Source organism: Desulfurivibrio alkaliphilus AHT 2 (genome assembly GCF_000092205.1).
Taxonomy (GTDB): Bacteria; Desulfobacterota; Desulfobulbia; order Desulfobulbales; family Desulfurivibrionaceae; genus Desulfurivibrio; species Desulfurivibrio alkaliphilus.
Genome location: NC_014216.1, coordinates 2,721,908 through 2,748,066, shown reverse-complemented (window position 1 = coordinate 2,748,066; position 26,159 = coordinate 2,721,908). Strand labels below are relative to the sequence as shown.

Sequence of the window (26,159 nt, the reverse complement as noted above, 5' to 3'; positions counted from 1 at the left end):
AACTGCTGGCGGATATTCGACACTGGCTGGCCCTGGGGCTGATCGTGGCGGCCATGCCCTTTTTTCTGGCCGGCACCGTGGGGCTGCTGCGCTTTCCCGACACCCTTACCCGGATCCACGCGGTGACTAAGGCGGATAACGTCGGCCTGGGGCTGCTGGTGGCGGGGTTGATCCTGCGCAACTGGAGCCCGGCGGTCAGTGCCGAATTGCTGCTGATCTGGGTGCTGGTGCTCTCCGCCGGGGCCACCGCCGGTCACCTGGTGGGCGCCACCGCCCGGCGCGACCAGGAACAGACGCACGCTACGGGGAATAAAACATGAAGCTGCTGACCTGGGGAATGGATCTGACCCTGGCCGCCACCTTGCTGGGCCTGGCCTGGGCGGTGCTCTTCAGCCGGGAGGAATTCCGGGCCGTGGTGCTGTTCATCGCCCTGGGGCTGGTCATGGCCCTGGTCTGGGTGCGCCTGGACGCCCTGGAGGTGGGCCTGGCCGAGGCGGCCATCGGCGCCGGAATCAGCGGAGCGTTGCTACTCTCCTTCCTCGGCCGTCTTCATCGTAAACGCTCAGCAGCACCGCATCTTGCGGCGATCGGCCCGACTTGCGTACCTGGGGTACGCGGCGCCGGTCCGCTTGCCGCAACCTGCGGCACTGCTGAGCGTTTACGGTCTTCGGCCCGCTTTGCTCGGGTGGCGGTGTTTTTTTGCGGCCTGGGGGCTTTGGTTTTGCTGGGGATTGGGTGCTGGCTGCTGTGGGCTTATCCGCCTTTGCGGCTGGGGCCGGCGGTGGTTACCGTCGAGGCCATGCCCTTGAGCGGGGTGAGTAACCAGGTGACCGCCGTACTGCTCAACTTTCGCAGCTTTGATACCCTGCTGGAACTGGTGGTGCTGCTGCTGGCGGTGATCGGCATCTGGTCCCTGGGCAAAGCGCCCCGCCCGCCGGTGGGCATAGCGGTTAACCCCATCCTGCTGACCATGATCCGGGGCATTTTACCCTTTTCCATTTTGGTGGCCGGTTACCTGGTCTGGCTGGGGGAGCACGCGCCGGGCGGCGCCTTCCAGGGCGGGGCGGTACTGGGTGCGGCCGGCATTCTGCTGGCCCTGGCCGGCCGGCCCCTGCCGGAATTCTGTCCCCGGCCCCTGCTGCGGGCCACCCTGGTGGGCGGCACCTTGATCTTTCTCGGGCTGGCCGCCCTGCCCCTGGCCCTGGGCAAGCTGTTTTTCCAGTACCCGGCGGCACAGGCCGGGGCCTTTATCCTGGCCATCGAGGCGGCGGCGGCCATCTCCATCGGCCTGGCGCTCTGCCTGCTGCCCGATGCCGGTGCACCGGCCGCCGCCCGGCAGCAGGTGTTTGCCCCCGATGAACCGTTGCCCTCCCCCCAGCGCCACTTGCCGGCGGAGGAGGAACAGCGATGAGCACCGCCCTGCTTTTCGGGATTACCGGCCTGCTGCTGTTTCTGCTGGGGCTGGTAGCGCTGTTTGGCCCGGAAGGGACGCTGCGCCGGATTCTGGCGGTCAATATCAGCGGCAGCGGCATCTTCCTGCTGATGATCAGCGTCGCTTACAACCCCGGCGGCGAACCCGACGCGGTGATCCACGCCCTGGTGCTGACCGGCATCGTGATCACCGTCAGCATCACCGGTTTTGCCCTGGCCTTGGCCGGCCAGGCCGGTGAAGATGATGGTTCAGGGGAAGATAACCCGGCGCCGGAGCCCCCCCCGGCCCGCAGGGAAAGTGGGTCGGACGGTTTCAACCTGGGGGACGCGCCGCCGCCATGAACCCGCTGCCGCCCCCCTGGCCCATCCTGCTGATTGTCCTGCCGCTGGTTGCGGCCATCCTGGCCTTTGCCGCGCCCCGGCGGGGGCGCCTTTTTGCCCTGGCCGGAATGGCCGGCGTGACCGCCATGCTGGCGGCGCTGACCTACGGTATGCAAGGGCAGGAGCAACTGCTTTATCCCCTGGGCGGCTGGCCGGCGGAGCTGGGCATCGGCCTGGCGGCCGACGGCCTGAGCCTGTGGCTGCTCTGGCTGACGGCGCTGGTCAACATCGTGGTGGGCCTCTACAGCCCTCACTATTTCACCGATGTTAACCCCCCATCGGCCACCGGGCGGGCAACCACGCCCCAAACATCATCCGCCAACCGGCGCTTGCGTTATTTCTACCCGCTCTGGCTACTGCTCTGGGCCTCGCTCAACGGCCTGCTGCTCAGCGCCGATTTGTTCAACATCTACGTCGGCCTGGAATTGCTGGGGCTGGCGGCAGTCTGCCTGGTAAGCCTGTCGGGCACGGCGGCCGCCCGGCAGGCCGCCCTGCGCTATCTGCTGCTCAATATCTTCGGCTCGTTTTGCTTCCTGCTGGGAGTGGTCTTGATCTACCGCCAAACCGGCTCGCTGAACCTGGCCCTGTTTGCCGAACTTGCCGACCCCGACCCGCTGATCCGCCTGGCCTTGGCCTTCATGACCCTGGGGATGATCGTCAAGTCGGCTCTGTTTCCCCTGCATTTCTGGCTGCCGCCGGCCCATGCCAACGCCCCGGCGCCGGCCAGCGCCTTGCTTTCCGCCCTGGTGGTCAAGGCCTCGCTTTACCTGGTGCTCAAGATATGGCTGCCGCTGTGGCAACACGCCGACCTGGAACTTTACGCCGCCTTTCAACTGCTGGGCGGCCTGGGCGCGGCGGCAATTTTCTGGGGTTCGGTGCAGGCCCTGCGCAGCCACGCCTTAAAAGAATTGATCGCTTACTCCACCGTTGCCCAAATGGGCTATCTGTTCCTGGCCTTTCCGCTGCTGCTGGGCCCCAACCCCCACGCCGCCCTCTATGGCCTGCTCTTTATCCTGGCCGGTCATGCCCTGGCCAAAACCGCTTTCTTCCTGGCCGCCGGTATCGTGCAACAGTATACCACCCCCCCTCCCCGCCTGGCCCCCGGCGAGTGCCCCTCCAAAGCCCGCACCGCCGAGGTAACCGGTCAGAAGGACCGCTTACCTCGCGCTTTGTTGGTCACCGACCTCAGGGCCTTGAGCCAGCACTTGCCGCTGACCGCCATAACCATCTCTTTGGCCGCCGTTATACTGATGGGCCTGCCCCCCAGCGGCGGCTTCATTGGTAAATGGTACCTGCTGCTGGCCACCCTGGACAGCGGCCAATGGTGGTGGACCCTGACCATTGTCGGCGGCACCCTGCTGAGCGTGGCCTACCTGTTGCCCCCCATCACCGCCACTTTCATGCGCCCGGCCAGGCATCGGCAAACGGCGGTGGTTACCGGGCAACCCATAACCGTTATGGCCGCCCCGCTGGTAATGCAATGGGCGCCCCTGCTGCTGGCTTTAGCCGGCATCCTGCTGGGGCTGTTCCCCTGGCTCAGCCTTGAGCTTACCGGCGGCGGCCTGCCGGCTGGCTGGCAAGCACCGGCGGTGAGCGTTGCGGGAGGTGGGCAACCATGAGCAACATCAACGCCTGGCTGCCGTTGGCCATTCTTTTCAGTTCCTTCGGAGTCGGGGTGGTCATCTTCTTTTTACGGGAAGAAAGTGTTGCCCTGCGCACCACCCTTAACCTGGGCGGCTCGGTGAGCAAACTGATCCTGATCGCCATTCTGGTCCGCGGCCTTTTTGCCGGAGTTGAATACCAGGCGGTATTACCGTTGCTGCCGGGCATCAACCTGGTGCTGCGGGCCGATTCGCTGGCGGTCTTCTTTGCCACTTTGTCGGCGGTGCTCTGGCTGCTGACCACTATTTACGCCGTGGGCTATCTGGAAAACTCCCCCAACCGCAGCCGTTTTTTCGGTTTTTTCAGCTTATGTGTCAGCGCCACGGTGGGGGTCTCGCTGGCCGGCGATCTTTTTACTTTCCTGCTGTTCTATGAAATGCTCACCCTGGCCACTTACCCCCTGGTGGTTCACCGCGGCACCCCGGAAGCTTTGGCCGCCGGCAAGGTCTATCTTTATTACACCGTGGGCGGCGGCGCTTTGCTGCTGCTGGGAACCGCCTGGCTCTGGAGCTGGGGCGGCGACCTTGCCTTCGGCAGCGGCATGATCGCTGCCATCGCCGGCGAAAGTGATCGCCTGACCCTGCAGCTGATCTTCGTGCTGCTGATCGCCGGCCTGGGGGTCAAAGCGGCGCTGGTGCCCCTTTGCGGCTGGTTGCCGGTGGCCATGGCGGCCCCGGCCCCGGTCAGCGCCCTGCTGCACGCGGTGGCGGTGGTCAAGGCCGGGGCCTTCGGGATCTTCCGGGTGGTGGCCGACCTTTACGGCCTGGAACTCTGCCAGATGCTGGGGGTGTTGCCGCTGCTTACCATCCTGGCCGCCGCCACCATCATCTACGGCTCCATCCGGGCCCTGCAAGAAAACAGCATCAAAAAACGGCTGGCCTGGTCCACCGTCAGCCAGGTTTCCTATATCGGCCTGGGGGTCAGCCTGGCCGGGCCGCTGGCGGTTACCGGCGGCCTGGTCCACCTGGTGCACCAGGGCCTGATGAAGATCACCCTCTTCTTTTGCGCCGGCAACCTGGCGGAAACCCTGGGTATCCATCGCATCGACGAGATGTCCGGGCTGGGGCGGCGGATGCCCTGGACCATGGCTGCTTTCACCATCGGTGCTTTGGGGATGATCGGGCTGCCGCCCATGGCCGGTTTTTTCAGCAAATGGTACCTGGGCTGGGGCGCGCTGGAGGTCGGGCAACCCTGGATTCTGGCCATCCTGGCCATCAGCACCCTGCTTAACGCCGCCTACTTTCTGCCGGTGGTGCACCGGATCTGGTTTAAGGAACCGCTGCTGCGGCCGGAACGGGAACGGCGGGCGACCCAGGCCGGCCACCGGCGAGGGGGGCAGGAGGCCAACAACATGCTGCTGATCCCCTCGCTGATCACCGCCCTGCTGGTCATCATCGCCGGCCTGCTGGCCGCTGCCCCGGCCAGCCCGTTGTCGTGGGCAAAGTTTATCGTTGGTGGAGGTTTTCCATGAGCGCCCTGCCGCCACCGTTGCTCATCGCCCTGGCGGTGACCGCGCCGCTGCTGGCCGCCGCCCTGCTGGTCTGGCCGGCGGCGAGAAGTATAGTGCGCCGGCTGGCGCCGCTAACCGCCCTGCCGGCCCTGATCCTGGCGCTGACCGGCGGCGAGGCGGTGCTGCCGCTGCCCTGGTTGCTGCTGGGAGGTGAGTTGCGGTTGGATGCCAACGGTCGGCTCTTCCTGCTCTTTACCGCCTGGCTGTGGCTGATCGCCGCCTGGTTTGCCGCCGGTTACCTGGCCAGCGACCGGCGAGGGCATTACTTTCTGCTCTTTTTTCTGCTGGCCCAGGCCGGCAATTTCGGCCTGATTCTGGCCGGCGACCTGATCAGCTTCAACCTCTTTTTCACCCTCATGGGCCTGGCCGCCTACGGCCTGGTGATTCACCGCCGCCGGCCAAGCGACCTGGCGGCCGGGCGGGTTTACCTGACCCTGGTGATCATCGGCGAGGTGCTGATTTTCCTCGGGCTGCTGGGGGTGATTTTTACCACCGACGGGCTGATCAACCTGCCGGCGGCCATGGCCGGGGGGCCGCCGCCGGGAAGTTTTACCTTCTTTTTCCTGCTTGGTTTCGGGGTTAAAGCCGGGATGCTGCCGGTGCATTTCTGGTTGCCGCTGGCCCACCCCGCCGCGCCGGTGCCGGCCAGCGCCGTGCTGTCCGGGGCCATGATCAAGGCCGGGCTGCTGGGCTGGCTGCGTTTTCTGGCCCCGCCGCCACCCGCCGCAGCGGAGCAGGCCACGGTCGGCGGCCCCGCCCTGCCGGAGTGGGGCCTGCTCTGCCTGCTGCTGGGGGTGGCGGCGGCCTTTTACGGCGCGGTCATGGGGATGACCCGGCAGGAACCCAAAAGTGTGCTGGCCTGGTCCAGCATCAGCCAGATGGGGCTGATCACCGCCGCCCTGGGGTTGGGGCTGAGTGTGCCGGAGCTTTTTCCCCGGGCGATTGAAACCATCAAGCTCTACGCCCTGCATCACGGCCTGGCCAAGGGCGCCCTCTTCCTGGCGGTGGCCCTGGCCGCTTACAAAACCAATGGTAAACTGCTGACCCTGGGACTGCTGTTGCCGGCCCTGGCCTTGGTCGGGGCGCCGTTAACCAGCGGTTATTTCGCCAAAGAGCAGTTGCTGGCCCTGGGCGGAGCCGGGACTGTGGTGGACCCGGCCCTGTGGGAATGGCTGCTGAAACTGAGCGGGCTGGCCACCACCCTGCTGCTGCTGCGCTTCCTGGCTCTGATGCGGCAACAGTGGCGGCAACACAACCAGACCGACGCCGCAGACACCGCCGCCGCTCCCCGGACAATGCTGCTGCCCTGGGGCCTGCTGGTACTCTCCGGCCTGCCCCTGGGATGGTACCTTTACCTGCCCACGGCCTCCACCTTGCTGCCGGCCCTCGGCCCGCTGCTGACGCCGGGCAAACTGACCGGCGCCCTGCTGCCGCTGCTGGCTGCCCTGGCCCTGGCCCGGCCTCTTGAGCGCCGCTGGCCGACCCGACTGGACACCAACCCCCGGGAATCCGCCCCGCTGACGCTGCTGGCCACCACCTGGCAGGCCGGGGCCACCTTTAGCGCCCGGGCGGTGGGCAAACTGGACCAATTGCTGCAACGGCTGTGGCATGCCATCACCACCATCTGGCAAAACCCGGCCCAGCGGTGGGAAAAACAACTCACCGCCTGGCCGGTGGCCGGTTGCTGCTCAGTGCTGCTGATCCTTATGCTGTTCTACCTGATCTGGTAGGGCGGCACGCTCCGTGATCATTTACAGATGCACCGGTAGCGGGGTGTCCAGGGTGATCCCCGCCGGGGTTGGCGTGGCCCGGTAGGCCAATATTTCGACACCCCCGGCGGCCACCCGGGCCAGGGTTTCGGCATAGGCGGGGTCGATGTGGGCCGCCGGGGTGAAGAATTGGGCGCCGCCGTGCTGCACGCAAAAAAGCACCGCCGCGGCATGGCCCTCCCGACACAGACGCAACAGCTCTTCCAGGTGCCTGGTCCCCCGGCTGGTAACCGCGTCGGGAAACATGGCCCGACCCTGCTCCACCAGGGTACAGTTTTTGACCTCCAGGTAGGTGTGCCGTTTTTCGCGCTGACCGGCAGATGCCGCCAAAGCGGGGTGAGTCAGGCAAAAATCGAGCCGACTGCGGGCGGAAACCTTGACCTCGGCCCGGATCTCCTCAATGGGTTGCAACTCGGCGATAACCCCCTTTTCCAAGGCTTCCCGCACCAGGGCATTGGTGCGGGCGGTGTTGATCCCCACCCAGTAGCCATCACTTTGCACCAACTCCCAGGTATGCGGATATTTGCGCTTGGGGTTGGCGGCAACCGAAAGCAGCACCGGGCTGCCCGGCTCCCGGCAGCCCAGCATGCTGCCTGAATTGGGGCAATGCACGGTGATAATCTCACCTTCGGCCAACTCCACCTCGGCCAGGAAACGTTTGTAGTGCCGCACCAGCCGGCCGGCGATCAACTGCTGGGCAAAGCGCATGATTTTTTACCCGTAAACTTCCAGGATGAGTAAGTGTCGACAAATTTCATTGACAGGGATTTAACGATCAGCTTGGATAAAAGTGGTTCCTACCACGAAAAACGACCTTTGCCCAGGAATGTCACCATGGCCAACCACTCTTTTTTTATCTGCAGCGAGCAACTTCACCCCGCAAGTTAACGAAACAATGGCTCCCAAGACACCCAAGACACCCGGGGCTCCCAAAAATCCTCAAAAAACACCGCCACGCAAGAAGGCGGTGGCCCTGCGCTACGACGCCGAGCAGCAAAGCGCGCCGCAAATGGTGGCCAAGGGCAGCGGGACGGTGGCGGAAAAGCTCATCGCCATCGCCCGGGAACACGGCGTCCCCATCCATGAAGACGCCGACCTCACGGAAATTCTTTCCCGCCTCGACCTCTACCAGGAAATCCCCCCCGAGACCTACCTGCTGGTGGCGGAAATTCTCGCCTTCATCTACCGCACTAACCAGGAATACCAGTAAGCGAACAGCCGCAACTCCACTCAGCCCACCGACCCAGGGCAACGTCAAAGTCGCCTGGGAACTGGAAGGGGGCCGCGAAACCCGGTAGCGACGGGTTCGCCCCTAACTAAAACCGGGGTAAGCGGTCACAGGGTGCCGCAGATTGCGGCAAGCGAGACGGCGAAGCGTACATCAGTACGTGAGCCGGCTCGATCGCCGCAAGATGCGGTGCTCTGTGATCGCTTACCTTTTCTTGGCACGCTGTTTGCATTAGCTCCCGGCACGAGATGTTTCGCTGGTAATCAAGTGCAAGTGAGGAGTGCCATGTATATCCATAATCGGCTGGGAATGATTGAAGGGGTGGAGACCATGCTGGCCCAGGAGCGCCGCCTGGACCAGGTGGCCAACAATCTGGCCAACGTCGACACCGCCGGCTACAAGAAAGACGCGGTGAGCTTCTGGGAAATGCTCTACCAGGCCAACGCCGAGCGCCAACGGGTGGGCAAGGCTTTGCGGGTGCATACCGACCACCAGCAGGGACACGTCGACCCCACCGGCAACCCGCTGGACCTGGCCATCCAAGGGGAAGGGTTTTTCCGGATCCAGACCGACCAGGGCATCCGCTACACCCGAGCCGGCAGCTTCCAGCTGGACCCCATGGGCCAGTTGCGCACCCCGGAGGGGGGCCTGGTGCTGGGCGACGGCGGCCCCATCGTGGTTGACGGCAACAATTTTGCGGTGGAAAGAGACGGCCGAGTAATGGTGGACGGCGTGCAGGTCAACCAGCTGGAGGTGGTTGGTGTCAATGATTTGACCAACCTGATCAAGGAAGGCCGCAACCTCTTCCGGCTGGCGGCAGAAGGCGAAGAAATGCCCCTGGAGGCCATGAATTTCCAGGTTCGCCAGGGTTTTCTGGAAAAGTCCAACGTCAACTCGGTGGAAGAGATGACCACCATGATCGATCTGCAACGCAGCTATGAAGCACAACAGAAGATGATCCAGGCCATCGACGACATGGATGAACAGGCAATCAGCCGAGTCGGCCGCTTCAACCGGTAATTGACCAGCTTTCGGCCGCTGAACGAAAAAAATGATTTTTTGCTGAACCATTAAGGAGGAACAACCATGATCCGCGCACTTTACTCCGGCACCACCGGCATGCGGGGCCAGCAGTTGCAGTTGGATACCATCTCCAACAACCTGGCCAACGTCAACACCGCCGGCTTCAAAAAAAGCCGGGTCCAGTTTGAAGACCTTTACTACCAGGAGATGCGGGCGGTGGGGGTGGAAACCGTGGACGGCGGCCAGGTGCCCTCGGGCATCCAGGTGGGCCTGGGGGTGATCGCCACCTCCACCCAGAAGCTCTTTACCCAGGGCAGCATCCATGAAACCGGCAACGACCTGGACCTGGCCGTCGAGGGCCGGGGCTTTTTCCAGGTCATCCGTGACGGGGAAGAGTTTTACACCCGCTCCGGCAACTTCACCCGTGACGCCGACGGCTTCATCGTCACCCAGAACGGCGACCGGCTGCAGCCGGAGTTCGCCATTCCCGCCGATACCGTCACCCTTAGTGTCGGCACCGACGGGCTGATCCAGGCCAAAAACGCCGCCCAGGAGATCATCGCCGAAGGTCAACTGACCCTGCACAACTTTATCAACCCCGGCGGGCTCCGGGCCGAAGGCGGCAATCTTTTCCGCCCCACCGAGGCCTCCGGCGACCCCATTGAGTCGGACCCCGGCACCGACGGCGCCGGGGTGATTTTGCAGAATTTCATCGAGGTATCCAACGTCGATGTTACCGAAGAGCTGGTGAACCTGATCATCACCCAGCGGGCTTTTGAGATGAACTCCAAGTCGGTGCAGACCGCCGACCAGTTGCTGGAAGTGGCCAACACCTTGAAGCGTTAGGCATAAACGCCCAACAGCACCGGAGTAACAAACATTATTTTAGGCTTGAGAAAAGAGGAGATGGAACCATGACCACCGGCCCCGGTCTTCGCCTGTTCATTGCCCCCCTGCTGTTGTTGCTGCTGATCCTGGCTGCCATTCCGGTCCAGGCTCGGAGCGGCGGCAGCACAATTACCCTGGGGGAGAGCGACTTGCAGGAAATTTTTGCCGCCATCATTGCCAAAGAGAGCATCTGGCCCCGGGACGAGCTGGAGATCAGCGGTTTTTCCGCCTTTCCGGCAAGTGTCACCATTCCTGCCGGGCTCCTTGACTACCAGTTGGACAATGCCCTCGACCCCGGCCACCTGGGTCGGCAAAGCCTTCAGGTTACCCTGCTGGTCAACGGCAAGGCCGAGGCCCGGGTGCGCCTGAATGCCAACCTGCAGCGCATGGGCCAGGTGGTCATGACCGCCCGCCGCATCAACAGGGGGGAGGTGATCAGCCGCGATGATCTGGTCGTGCATCGCCGCGACATCGGCATGCTGGACGGCAGCATCATCAACGATCCCGCCCTGGTAGCCGGCATGCAGTTGCGCACCACCCTGCAGGCCGGGGCCATCGTGTACCAGAATTTGCTGGAAAAACCGCCCCTGGTGCGGCGCGGCGACCGGGTAACGATTCGCGCCTCCACCGGCCGGGTGCTGGTCAACGCGCCGGGCGAGGTGCGGGAAATCGGCGCCGAAGGTGACTTGGTCCGGGTCCGCAACCTGATGAGCCGGCGGGAAATCATGGCCCGGGTGGTCAACAGCGGCCTGGTTGAAACCGAACTGTAATAAGGAGAACCGTCATGCGTAACTATATCTTGCTGATTGCCCTGCTGTCGCTGTGGCTGACCGGCTGCGCCACCACCGGCAGCAGCGGCAGCGGCGGCAGCGACCAGGCCGCCGCCCCCCCCTCCGAGCGCCTGCCGGAACGCTTCGCCATGCCGGACCCCGGCAGCCCGCCGGAAACGCCGGCCGAGGGCACGATTTACAACGGCAACCGGGGGCTGGACCTTTATCGCGACAACCGGGCCCGGGAAGTGGGCGACATTTTGCTGGTACGGGTGGTGGAAACCTCCAGCGGCCGCAAAAACGCCACCACCATTGCCGAGCGTGACTCCAGCATCAACGCCGGGATCAGTTCCTTCTTCGGGCTGGACAATTTCGTCGGCGAACGCAGTTCCATCAATGCCGGGATTAATACCGACTTCGAAGGCCGCGGCCGTACCAGCCGCGACAGCGACGTCACCGCCACCATCTCCGCCCGGGTGGTGGACAAAACCATGGAAGGCAACCTGGTTATCCGAGGCTACCAGGAGGTACGGGTCAACAACGAAACCCAGTTCATCATCCTCTCCGGCCTGGTGCGCCCCGACGATATTAATGCCAGCAACTCCGTCAACTCCGACCGGATCGCCGACGCCCGGATCGAGTACAGCGGCAAAGGGCTGCTGGCCGACAAACAACGGCCAGGCTGGCTGTCGCGGGCAGTGCAGGCCATCTGGCCCTTCTAGGGAAAACGTCCGGCAGCACCGCATCTTGCGGCGATCGAGCCGGCTTGCGTACTGGAGTACGCGGCGCCGTCTCGCTTGCCACAACCTGCGGCACTGCCGGACGTTTTCCTGGTGGTGGATGGCTTTTGGGATTTGCCACTGGCGGGGGCTTTTGCCGGCGGCAAAAGTTTCCTCCTTGGTTGCTGGCACGGATAGTGCATAACAACTTGACAAAGTTTTTTTTCGTGACCGGCAGCGCACACCATAAACCTTGAAAGAACAAAAAAATTATCCGGGTGAGACCATGAACGCAGCTTCTGTTAAATATTCCCGCAAGCCGACTACGGCTACCCCGGCCGGGCTTTTGCCGGTGGTGGCCGGGCTGGTGCTGGGCCTTGCCTGCCTGGTTTTCGTGATTGCCGACGCCACCGCGGCGGTACGGCTCAAGGACCTGGCCTCCATCCAGGGGGTCCGGCATAACCAGCTGGTGGGTTACGGCATCGTGGTGGGCCTGGACGGCAGCGGCGACGGCCGCAACGCCGCCTTCACCATCCAGGGGCTGGCCAACGCCATGCGCAACATGGGCCTTAACATCAACCCCGACGATATCCAGGTCCGCAACGCGGCCGCGGTGATGGTCACCGCCAAACTGCCCCCCTTCGCCAAGTCCGGCCAGAATATTGACGTCACCGTTTCTTCGGTGGGCGACGCCTCCTCGCTGCAGGGCGGCACCCTGCTGGTCACTCCCCTTAAAGGCCTGGACAACCAGATCTACGCCATCGCCCAGGGTCCGCTGAGCATCGGCGGCTTCGAGCCCCAGGGGCCGACGGCACCGGGCCGGCAACAGAACCATCAGACCGTGGCCCGGATCCCCAGCGGCGCCTCGGTGGAGCGGGAAGTTCCGGTTTCTTTCGCCCAACGGGAAGAGATCGTGATCAGCCTGAACTCCCCCGATTTTACCACCGTTCAGCGCATGACCCAGGCCATTAACAACCACCTGGGCAACAGCGCCGCCCACCCCCGGGACGGCGCCACGGTGGTGGTCAGGGTGCCGGAGAATTACCGCGACAACGAAATTTTCCTGCTGGCCGAACTGGAAAACCTGCAGATTGTTCCCGACAACCGGGCCCGGGTGGTGCTGGATGAGCGCACCGGGACGGTGGTGATGGGCGAAAACGTCCGCATCCGGGAGTTGGCCGTGGCCCATGGCGATCTTAACCTGCAGGTGGCACCGGCCCTGGGCCCGGAAGAGTTGCTGCAGCCGGATGCCGCACCGATGGCCGCCGAAGGCGACCAGCTGGTACGGCTTGACCCCGGCGCCACGCTGGGCGAGGTGGTCCAGGCCCTGAACGCGGTGGGCGTCGCCCCCCGGGATCTGATTGCCATCTTTCAGTCCATCAAGGCCTCCGGCGCTTTGAACGCCGAACTGGAAATCATCTAAAACCCAACCAGCCACGGGAGTAAGACATGGAAATCAACAGCCTGACCGGCGGCCCATTCAAGCCCGCGACCGCAACGTCCGATAAGGAAGGAAATCCCCAATTGCGGCAGGCCTGCGCCGAGTTCGAGGCCATCATCCTGCAGAAATTCCTCAGCATGGCCCGCCAGACCGGGCCCCAGAGCGATCTGCTGGGCGGAGGGCATGCCGAAGAGATGTACCAGTCGCTCCACGACCAGGAGCTGGCCCGGCACCTGGCCTCCGGCAAAGGGATGGGGTTCGGTGAAATGCTCTACCGGCAGATCAACCAGCAGCATTACAGGTAATCGTTCAGCAGCACCGCACCTTCGGGCGATCAGCCAGGCTTGAGTACCCGGTGTACGCGGCGCCTGGCTGCTTACCCGAATCTGCGGCACTGCTGAACGATTACGGCCCGTCAGACAGCTAAGTTAGTAAACCTGGTGAACGGATACCATTACAGCAGAGGATAGGACCATGCGGCATAAAATACCAGCCAACATCTTTGATCTTCTGGAGCAGGAGTTTACCCTCTCCCGCGAGTTGCTGGTCATGCTGGACCGGGAACAGCAGGCCATTGTCAACATGGACATGCGTGAACTGGTGGGCTTGAGCCGTCGCAAGGCCGAACAGATCGCCACCCTGAAGGAGGTGGACGAGCAGTTGCGGCGGTCGGTGGAGGAGTTCACCGGCAAGCCCTCTGAAAACGCCGTCCGGCTTTCCGACCTGGCCGCGATGACCGACGGGGAAGAGAAAAAGACCCTGGAAAAACAACGCCGCGAACTGGTGGCCCTGCGCCAGGATATCGCCGCCAAAAGTGTGATCAACTACAATTTCGTGGAAGACACCAAGCGTCATTTACATGACGCCATCAGCCTGATCACCCGCGCCGCCGGGGAAGAGCAAACCGGGTACGGCAAGCCGGGCCACCAACAGCGTCCGGGGGCCTCCCGCCCCAGCCTGATCAGCCGCGAGGTATAAAACCATGGCCGGCTTAACGCACGTCCTGAATACCGCCAAACAGGCCCTGCTGACCCAGCAGCGGTCGATCCAGGTCACCGGCCACAACGTGGCCAACGTGGATACCCCGGGCTATTCCCGGCAAACCCACAATATCCGGGCCAACCATGCGGTGCAGATGGGCAATGCCCTGCTGGGCGGCGGGGTCTCACCAGACACCATTACCCGCAGCTACGATCAGTTCATGGTGGAGCGGATCACCCGCCAGTCTTCCCTGATGGGTAATTTGCAGGCCCAGCAGCAGTCCCTGCGGGTGGTGGAGCCGATTTTCAACGAGGCCCGCGGCCTGGCCATGAACGACCTGCTCAACCAGTTCTGGAACTCCTGGCAGGAACTCAGCGATAACCCGGAAAGCCTGGCGGCCCGACAGAATGTGCTGCAAAACGGCCATCTGCTGTCCGATCATTTTAAAACCATGAACGATGAGATCATCCGGGCCCGCTCGGATATCGGCACCAACATCGACACCGCGGTGGGCGACATCAACTCCCTGACCTCGCAGATCGCCGCGCTGAATTCCCGCATCACCAGCGCCGAGGTGGCCAAGGCGGAGGCCAACGACCTGCGGGACCAGCGCGACAACCTGGTCAAGGAGTTGGCGGGACTGGTGGAGATCAGCCATTTTGCCAGCAAAAACGGCACCTACACGGTCTTGATGGCCAACGGCCACCCACTGGTGGAAGGCGATGAGGCCTGGCAGGTAAGCTGGAGCGACAACCAACTCAACTGGGTCAGCACCGATGGTTCCGGCAAAAAGGTCAGCCGCCCCCTCACCGGCGCCCAACTGGGCGGCAAGATGGGCGGCTGGCTGGAGATCCACAGCGAACTGGCCCCCGGCAACCCCAACAACTATGCCGGTCGCCTGGATGCCTTGGCCAACGCCCTGATCCGCGAGCTTAACCAGGTGCACAGCACCGGCAGCGGCACGGTAAAATTTGCCGACCAACTGGTGGGCGGCGACATCGGTCGACCCACCTCGGTGACCACCGGTACCGTGGCCACCGGCACCGCCAGCCGCAACATTGCCGCCGGGGCAATCCAGATCAACGGCCTGGATATCGGCGCCATCAACGGCGCCTTCCCGGTGCACGGACTGGCCACCACCAAGGCGGCCAACACCGTGGAGGCCATCAACCAGGCCGATACCGGGGTCAGCGCCCGGCTGACCACCCAGGCAAACGGGGTGGCCATTACCGAAGCTGACCTTAACGCCGTCAGCGCCGGCGACAGCTTTAGCTTCACGGTCAACGGAGAAGAGATAACCGTCACATTATCAAATGTAGACGGATTTCAAGACCCAGACGATGATGACAATGAAATCGAGTTCAACGTAAATGGCAGAGACAACATAAGTTTTAGCATCGGCGACCTCGAAGAGGGCGAAAACGTTCATACCAAGTTCCTGGAAGAGCTGACCAAAGAAATCAGCAAGGTGCTGGAAGATCACAATATTGAAGCGGCGGTGGGCGACGGCAGCAACGGCGCCGCCACCAACGCCCTGCTCTTCCGCAACACCAACGCCGGGGATGAGTCCTCCATCACCATCGACAATCTGATCTTTACCCCGGACGACGAGGACAACCCCGCCGGGCTCAGCGCCTCCATGCTCGGCCTGGATGCCCTTGCCGGCGAAACCATTGTCGCCGATGCCGACCACAATACCGGCCAGGTCACCCTCTTTTCCGACCAGCGCTACACCATCAAGGCCGGGGTGGACGATACCATCCTGGCCCAGTTGGGCCTGCACGACAAAAGCGATGACGGCATCACCGGCAACGGCCGGATCGCGGTAACCCCGGACCCTCTGGAAGATAAAGTCCTGCTCACCGGCTTCAAGTACGGCGATGAGCTGAACACCGAAGACGGCAGCTTTGAAATCTGGCTTTACAGCGCCGACGGCTCCCTGGCCCTGCCGGAACCGGTAACCGTTTCCTTGGAGCGGGCCTACTCGGCCAATGATGCCGCCCAGGCCATCAACCAGGCGATTCTCGCCGCCGGCGGCACCAGCGACGGCGAAACCCCTTGGGTGAAGGCCTCTTTCGACCGCCAGAGCGGCCGCTTCAAGCTTGACCCCGTCGCCGGCCACCAGTTCGCCTTTGGCGCAGATTCCTCCAACTTCCTCCAAGTGGCCGGCCTCAACACTTTTTTCACCGGCCACAGTGCCGGCACCATTGGGGTCAACCGGGTTATTGCCGACAATCTTGACTACATGGCCGCCGGCAAGGTGGGCGAAAACGGCGAAATTTTTCCCGGCGACAACCGCAACGCCTTGGAGCTCAGCAACCTGCAGCACAAGGATGACATTCATTTCCTCGGTGGCCGGGTCAGCTCGCTTAATGGTTTTTACAACTCGCTGGTGGGGGATATCGGCAACAAGGGACGGACCATCGACCGCAACGTGGAGTTCAACACCCTGGTGCTAAACCAGATGAACGAGATGCGGGATACCGTCTCCGGGGTCTCCCTGGACGAGGAGATGGCCAACCTGATCAAGTTCCAGCATGCCTACACGGCGGCGGCCCGGCTGATCTCCACCTCCGACGAAATGCTGGTCACCCTGCTGGACACCGTAAGATAGGAGACAAGGCCATGCGGGTTACAATGCAGTCTATCTATAACAATATCCTGACTAACCTGAACAAGGTTAACAGCGATATGAACCGGATCAACCAACAGATCTCCTCGGGCAAGCTGATGTCCAAGATCTCGGACAATCCGGTGAACCTGGTCAACGCCCTGGGCCTGCGCACCAACCTGTCGGAAATCGGCCAGTACCAGCGAAATATCAATTACGGCAACACCATCATCAGCGCCTCGGAAACCGCCTTAACGGAAACCAAGGACCTGGTGATGCGGGCCAAGACCCTGGCCATCCAGGCGGCCAACGCCCCCATGACCGCGGAAAATCGAGAGAACGCCGCCATGGAGGTAAAAAACCTCTGGGAGCAGGCCATCATCCTGGCCAACTCGGCGGTTAACGGCAAGCATATCTTCGGCGGCTTCCGCACCATCGGCTACACCCCGGCCGAACCCACCCCCTTTGTCAAAGGCGCCATGGACGGCTATTTTGTTAACGGCGCCGATCCCGCCCCGCAAGGAATCAGCGGGCCATTGACCAGCGACCAGATCTCCGGCGGAACCCTGACCACCGATGATTTGCAAATCAACGGCCAAGACCTGGTAACCCTCCTGCAGGAGGCCGAATATCCCGGCCTGAACGGCGACGACGACCTTGCGCTTAACAATCCCGCCACGTTAGGCCTGGAGATGGCCAATGCTGACGCTTTAGCCGCGGCCTTGAATGAAGTCGGCGACATTACCGGGGTAACCGCCAGCCTGACCACCCTGACCGCCGGGGCGGCAGCCAACGCCGAGGGCGGCAATGGTGGCGAGACCATGCTCCAATCCATCAATGGCGTCAACTTTGCCGTGGTCGTGCCGGACGGAGCCAGCGCCGCCGATGTTGCCGAACTTACCGTGGCGGCGATCAATAATATTACTGAACTAACCGGAGTGGCCGCCAGAGTCGGAGACGGCGACAACGGCGGTGCACTCAACTCGGTGGTGCTTTACAACCTTAACCCCGGCGATGAATCTGACATCGAAGTCGGACCACTAACCAACGCCAATGCCAATACCGGCCTGGCCGCCGGCGCCTACACCGTGAATAACGGCAACACCGGCTCTATCTCCCTGAGCGGAGCCGAATCTTTTACCATCACCACCAGTGGGGCGGCAAATGACCCGCCCGATGACACCATTCTCGAAATGATCGGCCTGCACGGCGGCGGCTGGGGTTTTGCCGACCTGCCCGACGACGGGGTGCTGCGTTACGGCCCGTCCCTGCAGGAAGGCGATTTGCTGATCAACGGCAAACCGGTGACCACTGCCGCCGATGAGCATTCCACCATCTACGCCGATGCCTCGGCAGCGGCCAAGGCAGCGGCCATTAACGGGGGCAATTACGGGGTGACGGCGGAAGTCACCCCTGCCTCGGTTATCGCGGGCACGGCAGTAAACAGCGGCCATGCGGGAGTTTCACGGCACATTGATTTCAACGGCATGGACGTGGAAGAAGGCGCCACTTACACCCTGACCATAAACAATCAGGATTTTGCTTACGAAGCCCAGGTCGGAGATGACCTTGACGCTGTCATTGCCGGGCTGGCAACGGCCGTCAGCGCCGACTACCCGGTGGCCGTTGACGGCACCGAGTTAACCATCGTCAGCGGGGCCGGCACCGGTGACATCACTTTCGCGGCGGCAGATGCCGACGGTGATAAACTGGCGGTCAAGGCGGTGAGCATTGACCAACCCCACCGCACCCGGTTGAGCGAAAACGACCTGGTGATCAACGGGATCAGCATTTTTGATGAGCCCGCCACCATCCAGGAAGGGGACGCCGACAACACCCTGATCCGGGCCATCAACGCCAAAACGGAGGAAACCGGGGTTACCGCCGGCCGCGACCAAGACGGCAAACTGATCCTCACCGCGGTGGATGGCCGCAACGTTCATGTGCAAACCTCGGCCCAGGGCCATTATGCCACCGGTTTCAGCGGTGATCAGGTCCATTTCGGCTCAGTACGCTTGTGGTCGGACCAGCCCTTCCGGCTGGAAAGCGGCCAGGTGGGCGAAGATGATGCGGCCATCGATGTAGGCTTTGCCGCCTTGGGCCTGAGCGAACCCACCGGCCATGACGACCGCCTGGAAGACGGGGTCATGCAGGTCCGGACCATCCACCGGGACAACGATTACGTCCGTTACGCCGGCGATCGCAACAACGACATCGCCATCAAGGTGGGCCAGCACAGCACCATCGATATCAGTAAAAACGGCTTTGACGCCATTTACGACACCGGGGTGTTCAGTATCCTGAAAGATCTGGAGCAGTTTCTCAAGGGCGAAGGATTCCGCACCGCTACCAGCGCCGCCCAGGCCGGGGACATTCACGCCACCCTGGGCAGCGGCGAAACCGGGCTGGAACTGGAAGAGCGCATCCAGGCCGGCAGCTTCAAGGTGGCGGTCACCGACCACCACCAGGTGCCGCCGCAGGAGCGGGTAATCACCATCCAGGTGGACCCGGCAAACGACACCCTAAACGATATCGCCCAGCGGCTCAACGGCATCCCCGGCCTCAACGCCCACTGGGATGACAGCGGGTACCTGCAGCTCAACAGCAGTGACGAGCGCTACAGCTTCGATCTCAAGGAGGATACCAGCGGCCTGCTCAACGCCACCGGCCTGGAGTTTGACAATATTCAGACCAGCGGCCTGCAAAAATCCATCGGCGACCTTGAAGGCCTGCTCAACGAGCTGACCAACCAGATCGCCGATTTCGGCGCCCGGGCCAACCGCATGGAGGTTCAGAACAACATTTACATGAACCTGAAGCTGGCCACGGCGGAAAATCTTTCCGAACTGGAAGATACCGATATGATTAAGGCCATCATGGAACTGAAGGCCAAGGAAGTAGCTTACGAAGCAGCCCTTAGCGCGGCGGCCAGAACCATGCAGTTGAGTTTGGTTAATTTCCTTTAAACCAAGCGGGCATAAGGAGTAACAGCACCGCGTTCGCCACCGGGCGGCACGCACCCTGCATTAACACCAGAACAAAAACCGGCCGCCAGGAAAGCAGCCGGCAGATTTTGCCAGGAGGGCATGACAATGTTGATTTTAGCCAGAAAACCGGGGGAAGCAGTGGCCATCGGCGATGAGATTTCCATCCGGGTGCTGGAGGTAAAAAACGGCCAGGTCAAGCTCGGTGTCGAGGCGCCGGATCATGTTTCCGTCCACCGGGAAGAGATTTACCGCCGGATTTTAGAGGCCAACCGCCGCGCCGCCGCAGGAGAGTTCGGCGACCTGGAAAGCCTCGCCGTCAACTTGGCCGAAAAAAAGCGTGAAAGTTGATAATTTGTTTCAGAAATCTGGCAACAAGCCGATATTACAACAAAGGGCGGACATGAGGTCCGTTCTAAAACCACCAGGAGGTGAACCAAATGGCTCAAGCAGCGATGAAGATTGAAGAAGGCACCCCAACCATCACCTTGCAGACCAGCCGTTTCGGCAGGATCAGCGTCGATCCGGAAAAGATCATCACCGTGACCAGCGCTTTTCCCGGCTTTCCCGAATCACGCCGTTTCGTACTGCGCCAGCACAGCAGCAAATCACCCTTCATGTGGCTGCAGTCACTGGACAACCCCGAGCTGGCCTTTGTGGTGATCCAGGCCAGCCGCCTGGTGCCCCAGTACCAGCCGGATTTACCCACCGCCGCCTTGCGGGAACTGGGTGACCCCGAGAACAGCAAGCTTGAGCTGCTGCTGATCCTGGCCATCCCCCAGGGCAAGCCTGAGCAAATGACCGCCAACCTGCTGGGACCGGTGGTGCTGAACCCGGTTTCCCAGTTGGCCAAACAGATCCTGCTGGATCCCAACAAGTTCGACGCCGCCTGGCCGGTATTTGAGCCGGAAGAGAACTGAAGCATTACCCAGGAAAGAGGGTTCCCGCCGGGCAAGGCTGCCATTAAACGGCTATACGGCACAAGGAAGTGCCGTGGCACACCCCATCTTGACCATGCCAAAGGTTCACCCAATCAGCCCGCCGCCGATCATGTTTGCCGTTCATTTTTGATGATTGCGCCAACTCTTTTCCTCACCGCGCCACAAGCGCCCGATGTTGTCCCGGTGTTTAAACCAGATCAACAGGGCAAACAGCAGGGCCAGCAAGGTTTCCAGCCAAATTTCAACCCAGGCCGGGCCCAGCAGTTCCCCCACCCCCGGCTCCAAAGCCGCCGGCGCACTGTAAAGCAGCCAGACCAGGCCCGGCATCAGCAGGGCGGCGCTCAGCGAGGCCAGGGAGACATAGCCCCAGTTAAGCAGCACCAGCACAAAAACCACCATGGACCCCAGGGCCGCCAGCGGGGTCAGGTACAAAAAAACCCCCAGGGCGGTGGCCACCCCTTTCCCACCCTTAAAACCCAGGTAGATGGGAAAAAGATGCCCCAGAAAGGCCGCCGCGCCGCACAGCCCCACCACCAGCGAGCGCTGCTCATCGCCGGCCAGCCACCAGGAAGCCAGCAGCATGGGCAGCACCCCTTTGAGCAGGTCGGCCAGCAAAGTCGCCACCCCCAGTTTTTTACCCAGTAGCCGCCCCACATTGGTGGCCCCGATATTGCCGCTGCCCCCACGCCTGACGTCTATCCCCGCCATTTTCCCCAACAACAGGCCAAAGGGCACCGAGCCCAGCAGGTAGGCGCCCAGCAGCAGCACAATGTAAATAGCCATCGAAAAATCCATTGTCATTTATCCACAGAAGTATGATAGCATTGACCGCAAGCGGTTCAAGATATCATCTTTCCGGCAACTTGCCCGTTTTTTTGCCGCTTGTCGCTTTACAACCAACGAAAAAACCAACCATTGCAAACCGGGAACAGCAAGTGGAACACGAAAAGTTCATCGCGGCAACTATCGCCCTGGCCGGAGAAACCATGCGCCGGGGCGATGGCGGCCCTTTCGCCGCCCTGGTGGTGCGGGACCACGAAATCATCGGCCGGGGCTGGAACCGAGTCACCTCCGCCAATGACCCCACCGCCCACGCCGAAGTGGAGGCCATCCGGGCCGCCTGCGCCCAAGTCGGTGACTTCAGCCTGGCCGGCTGCACCCTGTACGTCAACTGCGAACCCTGCCCCATGTGCCTGGCCGCGGCCTACTGGGCCGGCATCGAACAGATCTACTACGCCGCCGACCGCCATGATGCCGCCGCCATCGGCTTCGCCGATCTGCACATTTATGAAGAACTGACCCGCCCCCCGGCTAAGCGCAGTATCCCCACCCGGCAACTGCTACGGGACAAGGCCCTGCCCCTGTTCAAAGAATGGCAGGAAATGCCGGACAAAATCCTTTATTAAAAAAAACAAATCCTCTTGACCCAGGTCAAGGTGGCAAAAGATTCCATCCGTTACCATGCCTTTCAACACGAAGATAAAAACCGGTCGGCGTCATCGGGGCTGCCGACCAGCTTTATTATCCCAATTCAGAACGGAGGATGGACTATGTTTTGTTACCAGTGTGAACAGACGGCTAAAGGTGAAGGATGCAAGACCATGGGGGTATGCGGCAAGAAGCCGGAAGTGGCGGCGCTGCAGGATCTGCTGATTTACGCCTTGCAGGGCCTGGCCCTGGTGGCGGTGGAAGGTCGCAAGGCGGGCGTGACGGATGAAGAAGCCAACCTCTTCACCTGCGAGGCGGTTTTCTCCACCCTGACCAACGTTGATTTCGACCCCGAGCGTTTCGTCGCCCTGATCAAGCGCACCGTGGCCCTGCGCGACTCCCTGGCCCAGAAGGTCAAGGCCGCCGGCGGCAAGACCGACTTCAGCGAGGCCGCTTTCACCTTCCAGCCCGCCGCCGACCTTAACGGCCTGGTCAAGCAGGGCGAAGAGGTAGACCTGAAAAACGCCTCCGACGACAATGCCGACATCCAGTCGCTCAAGCACATCCTGCTCTTCGGCATCAAGGGTGTGGCCGCCTACGCCGACCATGCCAAAATCCTTGGCCAGGAAGATGACCAGGTTTACGCCTTCATCCAGGAAAGCCTGGTCAACCTGCTGCGCAAGGACATGGGCCTGCAGGACTGGGTGGGTCTGGTGCTCAAATGCGGCGAGACCAACCTGCGCGCCATGGAGCTGCTGGATGCGGGCAACACCGGCACCTACGGCCATCCGGTACCCACCGAGGTACCCTTGGGCGCCAAAGCCGGCAAGGCCATCCTGGTCTCCGGCCACGACCTGAAAGACCTGGAAATGCTGCTCAAGCAGACCGAGGGCAAGGGGATCAACATTTACACCCACGGCGAGATGCTGCCGGCCCACGGTTATCCCGAGTTGAAGAAGTATTCCCACTTCTACGGCCATTACGGCACCGCCTGGCAGAACCAGCAGAAGGAGTTCGCCGAGTTTCCCGGGGCCATTTTGATGACCACCAACTGCATCCAGAAGCCCCAGCAGTCTTACCAGGGCAACATCTTCACCACCGGTCTGGTGGGCTGGCCGGCCGTGGCCCATGTCGACGACAAGGGCTGCCCCAGCCTGCTGGACAAGGTTAAGAGTGCGGTGGGCCTGGGTTGCAGCAGCCAGGGTAAGGATTTCAGCGCGGTGATCAAAAAGGCCCAGGAACTGCCGGGCTTTGCCGCCGACACCGACAAGGGCAAGGTCATGGTCGGTTTTGCCCGCAACACCGTGATGGGTGTGGCCGACAAGGTTATCCAGGCGGTCAAGGACAAGAACATCCGCCACTTCTTCCTGGTGGCCGGTTGCGACGGCGCCAAGCCGGGCCGCAACTACTACACCGAGTTTGTGGAGAAGGTGCCCTCCGATTGCGTGGTGTTGACCCTGGCCTGCGGCAAGTTCCGCTTCTTCGACCAGAACCTGGGCGACATCGGCGGCATTCCGCGGCTGCTGGACGTGGGCCAGTGCAACGACGCCTACTCAGCGATCCAGATCGCCGTGGCGCTTTCCCAGGCCTTCGAGTGCGGGGTCAACGACCTGCCGCTTTCCATGGTGCTCTCCTGGTACGAGCAGAAGGCGGTGGCCATCCTGCTCACCCTGCTCCACCTGGGCATCAAGGATATTCGCCTGGGACCGAGCCTGCCGGCTTTTGTTACCCCCAACGTGCTGAACGTGCTGGTGGAGAATTTCGATATTAAGCCCATCAGTACCCCGGATGAGGATTTGAAGACCATTTTGGGATAAGGGGTTGCAAAAGGAGCCCGTAGCGAGGGTTGACCGGTTCACTGTTTTAGCTCATTCTCGGCGGGCATCCTGCCCGCCTCCGAGGTGGCCGCTGCCTCCTGCACGTCCATGTGCCCGGCAGCGGCCAAACCCGCAAAAACAGTGAACCGGTCAACCCGGAACGCTCTTTGGAAGTTTTCACCCGCTTCATGGCGGATCATTTTTATGCCTGGAGCAGACCAATACCACGAGACCTTATTGTCATGCAATGCCCCGGACAGGATAGCCGTTTTTGGGACGGTAGCGCGGTTTTTGAAACCACCTGCGAGAAGTGCGGCGCCGAGTTGGAGTTTTTCAAGGATGACGCCAAGCGGGTCTGCAAGAGTTGCGGCCACCGGATGCTCAACCCCAAGATGGACTTCGGCTGTGCCTCTTACTGCCCCTACGCCGAACAATGCCTGGGCGAGCTGCCACCGGAGTTGCTGAAAAAGAAACAGGAAGAGTTGGTGGACAAGGTGGCGGTGGCGGTCAAGAAGCTTTATGGCGACGATTTTAAACGTATCGGTCATGCCGGGCGGGTGGCCAACCGGGCCGCCGAACTGGCCGCCGACACGGAGGGAGCCAACCCGGCGGTGGTACGGTTGGCCGCTTATCTGCACGACCTTTATCAACCGGCGGCCGAAGCAGCCGAACAGGGCCAAGCCACTGCGGAAATCCGGCAACTGCTGGCCGACGCCGGGGCCAATACCGGCCTGGTGGAAGAAATCTGCCACGCCGTGGAGTCCCTGCATCAAACGACGACCGACAACGCCGACGACAAGGAGATCAACATCAACCTGCAAATTCTGCATCAGGCCCACCGGGCGGCGGAAGAACAACATTAACATCAGTCATTGAAATAATAACCGGGCCATCGCCGACAAGGGCGGGCCCGGCCCAGTGGAGCTACAACCATGAAAGTAATGCGTAAAATAATCGAGATTGACGAAAACCTCTGCGACGGTTGCGGCCAGTGCGTGCCCGACTGCGCCGAAGGGGCTCTGGAAATCGTTGACGGCAAGGCCCGGCTGGTGGCGGAGAAGTACTGCGACGGCCTGGGCGCCTGCCTGGGAGCCTGTCCCACCGGGGCCTTGAAAGTGATCGAGCGCCAGGCCGACGACTTCGACGAAGCGGCGGTGGAAGAGTTGCTGGCCGCCCAAAAGGCCCAGGCCGAAGCGGCCCCCGCGCCGGCTGATACCATGGCCTGCGGTTGCGCCTCTTCGCATATCCAGAGCTTTGGCCCGACCGTCTCACCTTGCCAGGCGGCCAACCAGCCCCGAGCCATGACCAATGCGCCGCCGGTACCGGCGGCCTACGCCGGCGCCGAGGCCGAGTCCTCCGCCCTCACCCACTGGCCGATCCAGATTCGTTTGGTGCCGCCCGAGGCGCCTTTTTTGAAAGGGGCCGACCTGCTGGTGGCCGCCGACTGCGTGCCGGTGGCACACCCCGCTTTCAACCGGGAGCTGTTGCCGGGCAAGACGGTGCTGCTGGGTTGCCCCAAGTTCGACGACGCCGAATCCTACGTGGCGAAGTTCAGCGAAATTTTTCGCACCGCCGGGATCAAGAGCATCACCGTGGCCATCATGGAAGTACCCTGCTGCGGCAGCATGCGCGGCATTATCCAGGCCGCCCAGCAGCGGGCCGGCACGGCCATTCCGGTGGAAGAGGTGGTGATCGGGGTGAGAGGCAACCGGCTGTAAACGCCCCGCCATCCGGCGAGCCCAAACCGCCCAACCCCTTGATTTTTTGAGCTATCTTGCCAAAAAACCAGGGGTTGGCATTTCTCCAAACAATACGGTATAATCACCGCTTGTCATGCAAATTCTCACCGGGAGCCAACCCGGTGAGAATTTCTCTTTTTTAGTAACCAGCCAGTAGCACCACGTAAGCGGCTATCAGGTCGGTTTGGGTGCCTGATGCATACACTACCCCGGCCTGCTAACCGCAACCCGGATGGCTGTAGTTACATTACGAAACGAACTGGATAGTTACATCTTGCTCAGAATAATCACGGAGAAAAAAAGTATGTCGCGCCACCTTGCCCCCCTGCCCCTGTTGCTGTTTTGCTTGTTCGCCCTGGTACTGCTGACCCTGCCTGCTGTCACCGGTTGCTCCCGCAGCGACGGTCCGGTTACCAGCATGCCGACTTTTTCCCTTGCTTCCGCCCAGGACGGCCGCACCATTCACAGCCGCGATTTTGCCGGCAAAACTCTGGTGGTGACTTTTTTCGCCACCTGGTGCCCGCCTTGTCGGCAGGAAGTACCCACCTTGATCGCCCTGCAGAACAAGTACGGCGATGGTGACTTTTCGGTGCTGGGCATTTCGGTGGACCAGGGAGACACCCGGACGGTTCGCAACTTCATGAACGAACTGGGCATCAACTACCCGGTGGTGATGAGCGATGCCGACACCCCGCGTAACTTCGGCGACGTTTTCGGGATTCCCACTACTTTTCTCATCGATCGCAACGGCGAGATCATCCAGCGTTTCGACGGTTACGTGGATATTCGCATCCTGGAACGCGAGCTGCAAAGTATCCTGTAAAGCTGTCAACCAA

General features: G+C 62.0%; 26 protein-coding genes. 23 read left to right on the top strand and 3 right to left on the bottom strand.

Going from position 1 to position 26,159, the window contains the following annotated elements:
• Window positions 1–2 precede the first annotated feature (2 nt).
• The 6 genes from DAAHT2_RS11975 to DAAHT2_RS11950 are packed head-to-tail and all read left to right on the top strand — an operon-like array spanning window position 3 to window position 6,714.
• Complete coding sequence (locus DAAHT2_RS11975) at window positions 3–320, top strand: cation:proton antiporter (protein WP_041719839.1); 318 nt, start codon at window positions 3–5, stop codon at window positions 318–320.
• Window positions 317–1,411, top strand: a complete 1,095-nt coding sequence (locus DAAHT2_RS11970; RefSeq protein ID WP_013164538.1) for a hydrogenase subunit MbhD domain-containing protein — start codon at window positions 317–319, stop codon at window positions 1,409–1,411. Before DAAHT2_RS11975 ends, DAAHT2_RS11970 begins: the two co-directional genes overlap by 4 nt.
• A complete protein-coding gene (locus DAAHT2_RS11965) occupies window positions 1,408–1,773 on the top strand; it encodes an NADH-quinone oxidoreductase subunit K (protein WP_013164537.1) in 366 nt (121 codons plus the stop codon). Before DAAHT2_RS11970 ends, DAAHT2_RS11965 begins: the two co-directional genes overlap by 4 nt.
• Window positions 1,770–3,431 carry a complex I subunit 5 family protein gene (locus tag DAAHT2_RS11960; protein WP_013164536.1) on the top strand — a complete coding sequence of 554 codons (1,662 nt, stop codon included), beginning with the start codon at window positions 1,770–1,772 and terminating at the stop codon, window positions 3,429–3,431. Before DAAHT2_RS11965 ends, DAAHT2_RS11960 begins: the two co-directional genes overlap by 4 nt.
• Window positions 3,428–4,945 (top strand): complex I subunit 5 family protein, encoded by a 1,518-nt coding sequence (locus DAAHT2_RS11955; RefSeq protein WP_013164535.1) that lies wholly within the window; start codon window positions 3,428–3,430, stop codon window positions 4,943–4,945. Before DAAHT2_RS11960 ends, DAAHT2_RS11955 begins: the two co-directional genes overlap by 4 nt.
• On the top strand, window positions 4,942–6,714 hold the full coding sequence (locus DAAHT2_RS11950; protein ID WP_013164534.1) for a complex I subunit 5 family protein: 1,773 nt from the start codon (window positions 4,942–4,944) through the stop codon (window positions 6,712–6,714). Before DAAHT2_RS11955 ends, DAAHT2_RS11950 begins: the two co-directional genes overlap by 4 nt.
• A 21-nt stretch (window positions 6,715–6,735) precedes the next feature.
• On the opposite strand, the gene sfsA is transcribed toward DAAHT2_RS11950, so the two are convergent.
• The gene (sfsA, locus tag DAAHT2_RS11945) at window positions 6,736–7,461 is read right to left on the bottom strand and encodes a DNA/RNA nuclease SfsA (protein WP_013164533.1); all 726 of its coding nucleotides are present in this window, start codon (window positions 7,459–7,461) and stop codon (window positions 6,736–6,738) included.
• A 187-nt stretch (window positions 7,462–7,648) separates the two neighbouring features.
• Here sfsA and DAAHT2_RS11940 point away from each other — a divergent pair, with 187 nt between their 5' ends.
• The 12 genes from DAAHT2_RS11940 (at window position 7,649) to fliW (ending at window position 20,318) form a co-directional block, all read left to right on the top strand.
• Window positions 7,649–7,963 carry an EscU/YscU/HrcU family type III secretion system export apparatus switch protein gene (locus DAAHT2_RS11940; RefSeq protein WP_013164532.1) on the top strand — a complete coding sequence of 105 codons (315 nt, stop codon included), beginning with the start codon at window positions 7,649–7,651 and terminating at the stop codon, window positions 7,961–7,963.
• Window positions 7,964–8,266: 303 nt separating this feature from the next.
• Complete coding sequence (gene flgF / locus DAAHT2_RS11935) at window positions 8,267–9,001, top strand: flagellar basal-body rod protein FlgF (protein ID WP_013164531.1); 735 nt, start codon at window positions 8,267–8,269, stop codon at window positions 8,999–9,001.
• 66 nt (window positions 9,002–9,067) lie between these two features.
• Window positions 9,068–9,850 (top strand): flagellar basal-body rod protein FlgG, encoded by a 783-nt coding sequence (gene flgG, locus DAAHT2_RS11930; RefSeq protein WP_013164530.1) that lies wholly within the window; start codon window positions 9,068–9,070, stop codon window positions 9,848–9,850.
• A gap of 68 nt (window positions 9,851–9,918) precedes the next feature.
• On the top strand, window positions 9,919–10,662 hold the full coding sequence (gene flgA / locus DAAHT2_RS11925) for a flagellar basal body P-ring formation chaperone FlgA (protein ID WP_013164529.1): 744 nt from the start codon (window positions 9,919–9,921) through the stop codon (window positions 10,660–10,662).
• Window positions 10,663–10,676: 14 nt separating this feature from the next.
• Complete coding sequence (locus tag DAAHT2_RS11920) at window positions 10,677–11,384, top strand: flagellar basal body L-ring protein FlgH (RefSeq protein WP_013164528.1); 708 nt, start codon at window positions 10,677–10,679, stop codon at window positions 11,382–11,384.
• Window positions 11,385–11,667: 283 nt separating this feature from the next.
• The gene (locus DAAHT2_RS11915; protein WP_013164527.1) at window positions 11,668–12,804 is read left to right on the top strand and encodes a flagellar basal body P-ring protein FlgI; all 1,137 of its coding nucleotides are present in this window, start codon (window positions 11,668–11,670) and stop codon (window positions 12,802–12,804) included.
• Window positions 12,805–12,830: 26 nt separating this feature from the next.
• Complete coding sequence (locus DAAHT2_RS11910) at window positions 12,831–13,127, top strand: rod-binding protein (RefSeq protein ID WP_013164526.1); 297 nt, start codon at window positions 12,831–12,833, stop codon at window positions 13,125–13,127.
• 169 nt (window positions 13,128–13,296) lie between these two features.
• Window positions 13,297–13,800 (top strand): flagellar protein FlgN, encoded by a 504-nt coding sequence (locus tag DAAHT2_RS11905; RefSeq protein ID WP_013164525.1) that lies wholly within the window; start codon window positions 13,297–13,299, stop codon window positions 13,798–13,800.
• Window positions 13,801–13,804: 4 nt separating this feature from the next.
• Window positions 13,805–16,417 (top strand): flagellar hook-associated protein FlgK, encoded by a 2,613-nt coding sequence (gene flgK, locus DAAHT2_RS11900; RefSeq protein ID WP_013164524.1) that lies wholly within the window; start codon window positions 13,805–13,807, stop codon window positions 16,415–16,417.
• 11 nt (window positions 16,418–16,428) lie between these two features.
• Window positions 16,429–19,380, top strand: a complete 2,952-nt coding sequence (gene flgL, locus DAAHT2_RS11895) for a flagellar hook-associated protein FlgL (RefSeq protein ID WP_013164523.1) — start codon at window positions 16,429–16,431, stop codon at window positions 19,378–19,380.
• A 126-nt stretch (window positions 19,381–19,506) separates the two neighbouring features.
• On the top strand, window positions 19,507–19,749 hold the full coding sequence (gene csrA, locus DAAHT2_RS15150) for a carbon storage regulator CsrA (protein ID WP_013164522.1): 243 nt from the start codon (window positions 19,507–19,509) through the stop codon (window positions 19,747–19,749).
• A gap of 89 nt (window positions 19,750–19,838) precedes the next feature.
• A complete protein-coding gene (gene fliW / locus DAAHT2_RS11885; RefSeq protein ID WP_013164521.1) occupies window positions 19,839–20,318 on the top strand; it encodes a flagellar assembly protein FliW in 480 nt (159 codons plus the stop codon).
• A gap of 141 nt (window positions 20,319–20,459) precedes the next feature.
• Here fliW and plsY read toward each other — a convergent pair whose 3' ends face one another.
• Window positions 20,460–21,122, bottom strand: a complete 663-nt coding sequence (plsY, locus tag DAAHT2_RS11880; RefSeq protein ID WP_013164520.1) for a glycerol-3-phosphate 1-O-acyltransferase PlsY — start codon at window positions 21,120–21,122, stop codon at window positions 20,460–20,462.
• Window positions 21,123–21,274: 152 nt separating this feature from the next.
• Between plsY and DAAHT2_RS11875 the strand changes: the two genes are divergently transcribed.
• Both DAAHT2_RS11875 and hcp read left to right on the top strand, forming a co-directional pair.
• Entirely contained in the window at window positions 21,275–21,745 is a 471-nt protein-coding gene (locus DAAHT2_RS11875; protein WP_013164519.1) for a nucleoside deaminase, read from the top strand.
• A gap of 144 nt (window positions 21,746–21,889) precedes the next feature.
• A complete protein-coding gene (hcp, locus tag DAAHT2_RS11870; RefSeq protein ID WP_013164518.1) occupies window positions 21,890–23,584 on the top strand; it encodes a hydroxylamine reductase in 1,695 nt (564 codons plus the stop codon).
• A 38-nt stretch (window positions 23,585–23,622) separates the two neighbouring features.
• Here the strand turns inward: hcp and DAAHT2_RS14740 are convergent, their stop codons facing one another.
• On the bottom strand, window positions 23,623–23,784 hold the full coding sequence (locus DAAHT2_RS14740) for a hypothetical protein (protein WP_157861479.1): 162 nt from the start codon (window positions 23,782–23,784) through the stop codon (window positions 23,623–23,625).
• 42 nt (window positions 23,785–23,826) lie between these two features.
• On the opposite strand from DAAHT2_RS14740, the gene DAAHT2_RS11865 reads away from it, so the two are divergent.
• The 3 genes from DAAHT2_RS11865 to DAAHT2_RS11855 all read left to right on the top strand — a co-directional run bounded on the left by DAAHT2_RS11865 (window position 23,827) and on the right by DAAHT2_RS11855 (window position 26,146).
• Window positions 23,827–24,447, top strand: a complete 621-nt coding sequence (locus DAAHT2_RS11865) for an HD domain-containing protein (protein WP_013164517.1) — start codon at window positions 23,827–23,829, stop codon at window positions 24,445–24,447.
• 69 nt (window positions 24,448–24,516) lie between these two features.
• A complete protein-coding gene (locus DAAHT2_RS11860; protein WP_013164516.1) occupies window positions 24,517–25,302 on the top strand; it encodes an ATP-binding protein in 786 nt (261 codons plus the stop codon).
• Window positions 25,303–25,627: 325 nt separating this feature from the next.
• Window positions 25,628–26,146: a TlpA family protein disulfide reductase gene (locus DAAHT2_RS11855; protein ID WP_013164515.1), complete on the top strand. Its 519-nt coding sequence runs from the start codon at window positions 25,628–25,630 to the stop codon at window positions 26,144–26,146.
• Window positions 26,147–26,159: the final 13 nt, after the last annotated feature.

Coding starts and splice junctions, on each gene's coding strand:
- DAAHT2_RS11950 (WP_013164534.1), top strand. CDS start 4,942: ATGAGCGCCCTGCCGCCACCGTTGCTCATCGCCCTGGCGGTGACCGCG.
- flgF (WP_013164531.1), top strand. CDS start 8,267: ATGTATATCCATAATCGGCTGGGAATGATTGAAGGGGTGGAGACCATG.
- sfsA (WP_013164533.1), bottom strand. CDS start 7,461: ATGCGCTTTGCCCAGCAGTTGATCGCCGGCCGGCTGGTGCGGCACTAC.
- flgA (WP_013164529.1), top strand. CDS start 9,919: ATGACCACCGGCCCCGGTCTTCGCCTGTTCATTGCCCCCCTGCTGTTG.
- DAAHT2_RS11960 (WP_013164536.1), top strand. CDS start 1,770: ATGAACCCGCTGCCGCCCCCCTGGCCCATCCTGCTGATTGTCCTGCCG.
- csrA (WP_013164522.1), top strand. CDS start 19,507: ATGTTGATTTTAGCCAGAAAACCGGGGGAAGCAGTGGCCATCGGCGAT.
- DAAHT2_RS14740 (WP_157861479.1), bottom strand. CDS start 23,784: ATGATCCGCCATGAAGCGGGTGAAAACTTCCAAAGAGCGTTCCGGGTT.
- DAAHT2_RS11905 (WP_013164525.1), top strand. CDS start 13,297: ATGCGGCATAAAATACCAGCCAACATCTTTGATCTTCTGGAGCAGGAG.
- flgK (WP_013164524.1), top strand. CDS start 13,805: ATGGCCGGCTTAACGCACGTCCTGAATACCGCCAAACAGGCCCTGCTG.
- DAAHT2_RS11910 (WP_013164526.1), top strand. CDS start 12,831: ATGGAAATCAACAGCCTGACCGGCGGCCCATTCAAGCCCGCGACCGCA.
- DAAHT2_RS11955 (WP_013164535.1), top strand. CDS start 3,428: ATGAGCAACATCAACGCCTGGCTGCCGTTGGCCATTCTTTTCAGTTCC.
- DAAHT2_RS11860 (WP_013164516.1), top strand. CDS start 24,517: ATGAAAGTAATGCGTAAAATAATCGAGATTGACGAAAACCTCTGCGAC.
- DAAHT2_RS11915 (WP_013164527.1), top strand. CDS start 11,668: ATGAACGCAGCTTCTGTTAAATATTCCCGCAAGCCGACTACGGCTACC.
- hcp (WP_013164518.1), top strand. CDS start 21,890: ATGTTTTGTTACCAGTGTGAACAGACGGCTAAAGGTGAAGGATGCAAG.
- fliW (WP_013164521.1), top strand. CDS start 19,839: ATGGCTCAAGCAGCGATGAAGATTGAAGAAGGCACCCCAACCATCACC.
- DAAHT2_RS11970 (WP_013164538.1), top strand. CDS start 317: ATGAAGCTGCTGACCTGGGGAATGGATCTGACCCTGGCCGCCACCTTG.
- DAAHT2_RS11865 (WP_013164517.1), top strand. CDS start 23,827: ATGCAATGCCCCGGACAGGATAGCCGTTTTTGGGACGGTAGCGCGGTT.
- flgG (WP_013164530.1), top strand. CDS start 9,068: ATGATCCGCGCACTTTACTCCGGCACCACCGGCATGCGGGGCCAGCAG.
- DAAHT2_RS11940 (WP_013164532.1), top strand. CDS start 7,649: ATGGCTCCCAAGACACCCAAGACACCCGGGGCTCCCAAAAATCCTCAA.
- flgL (WP_013164523.1), top strand. CDS start 16,429: ATGCGGGTTACAATGCAGTCTATCTATAACAATATCCTGACTAACCTG.
- DAAHT2_RS11920 (WP_013164528.1), top strand. CDS start 10,677: ATGCGTAACTATATCTTGCTGATTGCCCTGCTGTCGCTGTGGCTGACC.
- plsY (WP_013164520.1), bottom strand. CDS start 21,122: ATGGCTATTTACATTGTGCTGCTGCTGGGCGCCTACCTGCTGGGCTCG.
- DAAHT2_RS11855 (WP_013164515.1), top strand. CDS start 25,628: ATGTCGCGCCACCTTGCCCCCCTGCCCCTGTTGCTGTTTTGCTTGTTC.
- DAAHT2_RS11965 (WP_013164537.1), top strand. CDS start 1,408: ATGAGCACCGCCCTGCTTTTCGGGATTACCGGCCTGCTGCTGTTTCTG.